Here is a 7,371-nt window from a genome sequence, read left to right as displayed (position 1 = left end):
ACGCCTCGAGGGTCTAAGCCCGGTGCAATACCGGACTCAGACCCTCGTGGCGTAACCTCCCGAATTACCAGTCCAACTCCTGGGGACCAGTCCAGCGGACGGGGTGAGTTCACGGAAACAGGGTGGGTTTGTCGTCACGCCGGGTCCGCGAGCCAGGCTCCATGGAGGCCGGCCGGGACGCGGATCGGGAGTTCGACGGTGGCGACCGGCCCGGCCGTCGGCTCGTCGGCGGCGAGAAGGTAGAAATACGAACGCATGTCGGCGGGATCAGTGCCGATCGCGCCCCAGTGGTCGCCGTCGGCGCCCGGGATGTAGATCGGCTCGCCGATGGCGGTCCCGGGACTCCAGTAGGTCTCGGTTCCGGCGGCGAGGTCGTGGAACCAGAGGCTGTCGGTGGCGCCACTGTCCCTCGGCCCCTTGGCCACCGTCGCGACACGATGGTGATCCCGGGTGAGCAGTCGGTCGTCAACCCGCGGGAACTCCATGTTGAAGGCGTTGTCGCTGATCGTGTTCCGCGTGATCGAGCCGTCCGGGCGGATGATCGCCCGGGTGAGTGCCGACGTCGCCGGCCGCGGTTCGTCGGCGAACCCTCCCGGGTAGCTCCATTCGACGTAGTCGACGATGACGCTGTCGTCTGGTCCCGGGCCGTCGAAGGCGTTGGCGAAGTGCCACACCCAGAACGGGTCGGTGTGCACCCAGCGCACCGGACCGCCGTCGCGCGGGATGAGCGCGATGCGCGTGCCGTCGTCGGGTTGCCAGGACAGCAGCGACCCGCCGGTCATCACGCCTTCGAGGTCGAAGATCAACGGGCACACGAAGAGAACGAGGTATCGGGATGTCAAGGCCATGTCGTGGATCATCACCGGCTTGTCGAGTCCGTCGACCGGGGTGGGGCCGGTGGTCGTCGTCCCGTCCGCGGACACCACCGACCACGTCAGGTATGGCGCCTCGAGGCCGTAGTTGAACAAGACCATCTCGCCGGTCGCGGGGTCGATCTTCGGGTGGGCGGTACTACCCACCCGCATCGCCCCGGAGCAGTCGGTCTTGGCCAGGGTGGCCAGCGACGACGGCTCGAGCAGATAGGGCTGGTCGGATTCGGCCATCGCCATCAGTCGTCCGCCGTGCCGGACGATGTTGATGTCGGGCAGTTCGCGGTATGTGCCGGCCAGTTCGTCACCCACCACGCTTGCCGGCGGCGTGTATCCGTCGGTGAGTCCCGACCAGAGAGCATGTCCGGCAGCCTCTTCCGCGATCACCATCGGGGTCCGGACGAACCGGTTGGTGTACCCGACGCGACCGTCGGAGATGCTGATCCGATGCACCATGCCGTCGCCGTCGAGGGGATAGACGAACGAGCCGATCGGATCGAAGCGAGGGTTGGGCCCGTTGCGTAGGTAGCTGCCGTGTAGGCCCGCCGGGATCTCGCCGGAGACGGGCAGATCGGCGACATCGACCTCGTCGCGCTGCGGCGCGAAGACACCGGTGAGGTGGGCGTGGTGGGCCATGTCGACGGGAGCGGGGGTGGGGGGCGTTGCGATGGTCATCGGAGTTCCTCTGGGCTGGTCGAAAATTGGTTGCGTCGCGGCGGTTCAGCCGGCGGCCGGTGCGGTGGAGTCGGCGGGCGCGCTGGGCGCTGCGTCGGCGATGGCCCGGGTCCGCTTGACCGCGAACACGATCAGCGCGATCGGGACGACCCAGTTGAGCAGGATGTTGCCGGGGTGGCTGCCCGATACCGACGCCGACGACGCCAGGAACCCGGCGACGATGTGCGAGCAACCCATGAGTGCGATCGCACCGGCCCACAGGAGGCTGATCTGGCGGTTCTTCGCACGGAACACGGGCGAGTGCCACAGCGCGGGGTCGACGGACTCCCGGGCATATTGCTCGGTGAACGGGACCGTGAACGCCGACACCGCCATGACCGCGGCGAGGACGAACGCCGAACCACCGCGTCCGAAGAACACGAGTGCCTCGTCGACCCCGTGGTCGCCGAAGACGCCGATGAGCGCGATGACACCGAACAGGACGACCCCGGCGACGTCGATGATCTTCCAGCCGCCGCCGGTGCGGACCGCCTCGTAGATGGTGACGGCCAGGGCCAGTGCGCACGCGGCGAGCGCGGCGAGCGTGACGTGGTCGGCGCCCAGGCGTTCGGCCGACCAGGCGAATACGAACCACGGGGCGAGTCCCAGGATCATCGACTTGGCGTTCACGGTGTGTTCTCCTTCGGTACGGCCGAGGTGGGTCCTCGTTGGGGTACACCTACTGTCCGCCGCGCCGATGACGCGTACATCTGCGTCATGACGGAGAAATCGCCGCCAACTGTGCGGAGTTCGATCAGTTCTGCTGCCGACCCACGACGAACGCGGCGAGTTCGACGCGGGTGCGCAGCCCGAGTTTGGCCAGGGCGTGGGAGACGTGGGTCTGCACCGTGCGGGTCGAGATGAACAGACGGTCGGCGATCTCGCCTCCGCTCATACCGGTCGCGACCAGCTCGGCGACGGTCGTCTCGGTCTTGGTGAGACTCTCCCAGCCGTGCGTCGGCCGGTCCCGCGCGGCGGGATCGAGCCGAATCCCCAACGGCCGCAACCTGGAGGCCACGCGCGCCGAGCTGGTGGCGGCACCCATCGCGCGCGTCAGGCGCATCGCACGTCGGGCGAGGTCGCGGCCGCGATCCCGATCTCCCGCCATCGCCGCCGCACAGGCGGCCTCCTCCCACACGCACGCTTCGGACTGCCGGTCTCCGACGGTCTGCAGGATGTCGGCATGCTCGTCGGCGGCGGCCACGATCGTCAGCGGGTTCTCGTCGTGGAGCGCCACGGCGCACATCGCGCGGGCCACCGCGACGGGGCCGGACATCGGCCACGCGGGTGGGATCGGGATGTCGTCGAGACCGTCGAGAACACTGCCGAGCAGCGCGGTGTCGCCGGCGCGGACGCCGATCCGCGCGGTTCCCAGCGCGACGGTGGGCAGCCAGGAACAGAGGTTCAAGCGGCGGCCGTCATCCCAGGCGGCACCGGCCGTCGTCGCGGCCGCGCGCAGCTTCCGGTTCGCCTCGTGCAGCAGGGCCCGGGCGTGGGCGGGCACCGGGAATCCGAACTGATTCGGCAGGCCCGTCCCGTCCCACGCGTCGAGCCGGGTCGACGCGGTCGCGAGGTCGCCACGGAGCACATCGACCATGGCCCGGCCGCCGACCGCCATCGACTTCCAGCCCATGTCCGCGGAGTCCGCGCGGTCCAGGCCGGCGTCGAAGGACGCGGCCGAGTCGTCGAGGTCGCCGAGCCCAAGCGCGATCCCACCGCGGGTGAACTCGTGATAGGCGGTCATCCAGTCGGTTCCCCGGCTCGAACGCAACCGAGCGGCGCCCGCGAGCAGGTCCGCCGCGGCGGCCGGGCCGTGCGCGTACTGCTCGATCAGTGAGGGCCAGATGTCGGCGGACGACGTGGACAACGTGCCGGCGGCGGATTCCTCGGCGTCGCGTCGCGAGGCGAGCAACGCCGTGCGCAGCGCGTCGTCCACCTCGCCACGCAGGAACAGGCGGAGCGCCTCGGCGATCAGGCCGGACACCGAGCGGGTCGACGCATCCAGGTCGACGTCGAAGAACGGGGTGTCCGGGGCGGGGGCACGCCCGTCGAGAAGGCCGACGTAGTGCCGCAGATCGGTGAGCGTGCCGACGACATCGTCACCCACGGGGAGCTTCAGGGTCTCATCGATCAGACTCCGGACCCGGTCGGTCTCGCCCTGGGCTATCAACGCGAACAACAGGATTCGGTGGAGGTCGGCGATCTCGGCAATCTCGGTCGCCGACGCCATGCCGTCCTCGGCGACCCGAGACGCGCGGTCCAGCTGACCGGTGCGGGCGAGGGCGAGGGCGAGGGCGGTGTTCACCCCGGCCGGCGGGCGCACGGTACGCGTGGCCAGGGTCTCGAGGAGCTCGGCCGCGACGGCCGGTGTGCTGGCGAGTTCGCTCTCCGCCCGGCGCACCGCGGCGAACATCGCGGATTCGTCACTCCCCGAGGCGATCCGGTGATGCGCCACGGACTGCGGGTTGTGCCGGGTGCTGGGATGACTGGCGATCGCATCGTGCAGCACCGAGCGCAACATCGGATCGAGGTGCCCGTAGGTGACGTCGGCATACAGGTCGTGGGTGAACCGCAGAGCTCCCGCATCGTCGACGGCGATGATCCCCGCGTCGATCGCCGACTGCGCCGCCCCGACGAGCGAGGCGGGCGGAACGGCGTCGACCGCGGCCAGTTGGGCGAGTGTCGCCGGGCCACCCCACACCGCCAGTTTCTGGGTCAGTTCGCGCGCGCGGCCGTCGAGCAGTGCGACATGCTCGGCGATCGCGTCCTCGAGCCCGCTCGGCATACCCGCCCGGGTGCGGGCATCGACCGACGCACGGCCGTCGGCGATCCGCAGGCCACCCGACTGCTGGAGGGCGCGCAGAACCGAGATCACGTGCATCGGATTGCCTCCCGATGCGTCGAGGAGCCCGAGCAGTTCGTCATCCGGTGCGGCACCGACGATCTCGGCCGAGATCCGGCGAACCTCGTCGACGCCCAGCGGTGGCAATGACCATTCGCCCACCTCTGCTCGCGCCACGACCCGATTCAGCAGATCCCGTTCCGGTAGCGGCCGGCGACCGACGAGAAGGACAAGCGGAAGGACCCGGGTTGCGGTCACGAGACGAGACAACAGTTCCAGGGTCGCGGCGTCGGCGTGGTGCGCGTCGTCGACGACGAGCACCAGCGGACCACCGGCGCACAGCGCGTCCACGCGCGCATACAGGTCGTCCTCGAAGCCGTCGGGCACCGGGTTCGGCAGCTCGACGCCGAGCAACTGCCCCGCGAGCCCGAACGGCTGGCGCCACGACAGTTCGTCCGCCCGAACCGTCCGGACGGATCCGTCGGCGGCCGACGCCAATTCCCGCAGGGTGTGGGTCTTGCCGGCTCCCGGTCCGGCGGTGATCACGCAGACTCCGCGACGGGCTGTTCCCGGTTCCCGCTGGGCGGTCGCGACGACGTTGCGCATCTCGTCGACCACCTCGCGACGGTCAGCGGAGTGAGACGCGAGCACGGACCCAGGGTATCGGCTGTGTCCGATTCGCGTGATCTATCGGCTCACCGTCACCGCCCGAATTCGGAACCGTAGCCCTGGCGGTCCGCGGCTGCGGCCAGCCGCCGATCGAGGTCGTCGGACCAGTCGCGCGCGACCTGCGCGTCGAGCACGGCCAGTCGCTCCGACACCGGGGCGCGCTGCGCCGGCCCGCAACCGCCGAGGAGGGATTCGAACAACGCACGGAGGCGGCGTTGCACCTGCACCTGTCCGGTGCTGTGCCGGCGGATCTCGTCGGTCCCGATCGCGACATAGTCCGCCCAGCTGCGGCGGATACCGCGGACGGAGGTGTCCGGCGCCGTCCGGTCGCCGCACAGCCGCGGTGCCAGCAGCAGCAGAAGATCCTCGGTGTGATCGAGCGCCTGCACCACGACGCTCGGATCGTTGCTTCCCGCGGACATCGCCTTGAGTGCGATGTCCGAGATCGCCTGCAGCGCCGCAGCGGGACTCACCGATGGTTGGTGGGTGTCGCCGAACAGCAGGCAGGCCAGCACCCGGCGCTTCTCCACCCGTGCCGGGTCCCCGATGACCTCGACCACCGGGAGATCGTGCGGCACATGGTCGCCGACGGCGATCAGCAGGTTGATCCGTACGTCCCACGACGCCGCGTGCCGTCGAAGTCGATCGCCGTTGACGGCCAGCAACACCCGCCCTCGCGCGCTCACCTCCCCCAGCCTGATCTGCGTGTGCGTCGCCTCCGCCGCGGCACCGGGATCGAGGCTGCCAACACCCGGGACGGCGGCGGTCCCGGCGACGACCTGTTCGTCGAATCCGGTTGCCGCCGTGAGCTCGTGGTGGGCCGCCGGTGGCGGTAGCTGCCGGACGATGGCCGACCGGCCGTCGTCGGCGATCCACTGCAGCAGTCGGGCGGTGTTCAGGATGGTCCCGACCTTCCCGACCAGCGCGATGAAGAGATAGGCGCTGACCGTGGTGAGCATGAACGCGATCGCCGTCGACAGACCGGGAGTCGGCTCGTCCGGGCCGCCCACCGACAGGTCGATCGCGATGATCACGCTGTAGACGAAGGTCGCGAGGAAGAAGCCCGTGGACCACCGCATGACGGGTTCCTGCTGCAGCATCGGGATCACCCGCACCGAGATCGACGACGCGCCGAACTGCATCGCGAGGGTGACGGCGGTGAACACGAGACCGGTCAGTGTCGCCATCGAGCCGGCGATCACGCTCAGCAGCGTCGCCAGCGTGCCCGGGTCCACTTCGAGTTCGAGGAGCTCGTCGAATCCGACGGTGGTCCACGCGGCGACGATCGCGAGGGTCACCAGCACGACCGGCAATCGCCAGATCGGGACCGTGCGCAGCGCCCGGCGCGTGCGCCGCCACCGGATCGCGGTTGCCAGCGCACTCGGAACTTTTTCGGTCACCACACCGACCGCCGTCGGTGCCGGTGTCGTGGCGGGAATCGGCGCGGGGGTCTCGGGCACCCCGAATCGACCTGCCACCGCTTCCTGCACGACGATCTTCCACCGCATCAGCGGTTCTCGGTAGCGTTGCTCACGCCCGATCGCCCGGGCCAGTTTGCGGGGACGGTTCTTGTACCGCCACCGGGCCCACGGCGATCGCGGCCGAGCCAGTCGGGCTGCCCCGAACCACAGCAGGACCGGGACGAACATGCCGACCAGACCGGTCCACACCTTGCCCTTGATCAGCGTGACGATCGCCAGGAGCACGTTCAGCACGACGACACCCGCAGCGATCAGACGTGCCACGAGCCCGTTCTCGTTTCGGATGTCCCCGACGACCTCGAACGCCCCGAACGGCTGCAACCCCAGCAGGAAGAGCAGACCGATCGCGATCGCGACGAACACCGCGTCGATCGACGTTCGGCCCTCTTCCGCCCAGTAGACGTCGCGGAGGTGGAGGATGAGCGCGAACTCGTCGAGGACGAGCGCCGAGCCGATCCCGAACAGCGCCGCCAGCACACAGTCGATCACCGGTGTCCGCAGTGGATCGACCGCGACGAAACCGAAGCCCGCCACCAACATCGCCATCATCCCGAAGAAGGCGTGGTGGACATGGACCCCGCCCGGCGTCACGTTCCCGGGCCACCAACTGACCTCCGCGCGGATCATCCGCACGCTGAACCGGATGAACAGGAAGGTCAGGACGAAGGCGAGGAGCAGGAAGAACAGCGGCAGACGACCGGTCTCGACGATCCGCTCATCGAACCACCCGGTCATCCCCCGACCCTAGCGGGAGCGCCGGCCGTTCTCGCGGGCAATCGCCACTCCGGTGATCACA

At 69.5% G+C, this 7,371-nt stretch carries 4 protein-coding genes; all 4 read right to left on the bottom strand.

What is annotated here, in order from left to right:
* Positions 1–134: 134 nt before the first annotated feature.
* Positions 135–1,544, bottom strand: coding sequence for a carotenoid oxygenase family protein (locus ABIC25_RS23995; RefSeq protein ID WP_354563476.1), 1,410 nt, complete (start codon positions 1,542–1,544; stop codon positions 135–137).
* Positions 1,545–1,589: 45 nt separating this feature from the next.
* A complete protein-coding gene (locus tag ABIC25_RS23990) occupies positions 1,590–2,213 on the bottom strand; it encodes a hypothetical protein (RefSeq protein WP_004021451.1) in 624 nt (207 codons plus the stop codon).
* Positions 2,214–2,337: 124 nt separating this feature from the next.
* Positions 2,338–5,076, bottom strand: a complete 2,739-nt coding sequence (locus ABIC25_RS23985) for a helix-turn-helix transcriptional regulator (RefSeq protein ID WP_354563475.1) — start codon at positions 5,074–5,076, stop codon at positions 2,338–2,340.
* 50 nt (positions 5,077–5,126) lie between these two features.
* Complete coding sequence (locus ABIC25_RS23980; protein ID WP_354563474.1) at positions 5,127–7,310, bottom strand: DUF2254 family protein; 2,184 nt, start codon at positions 7,308–7,310, stop codon at positions 5,127–5,129.
* Positions 7,311–7,371: the final 61 nt, after the last annotated feature.

Origin of the sequence: Gordonia sp. PvP123 (assembly GCF_040547295.1) — a bacterium.
GTDB classification, from domain to species: Bacteria; Actinomycetota; Actinomycetes; order Mycobacteriales; family Mycobacteriaceae; genus Gordonia; species Gordonia terrae.
This window is presented reverse-complemented; position numbering and strand designations above follow the sequence as displayed.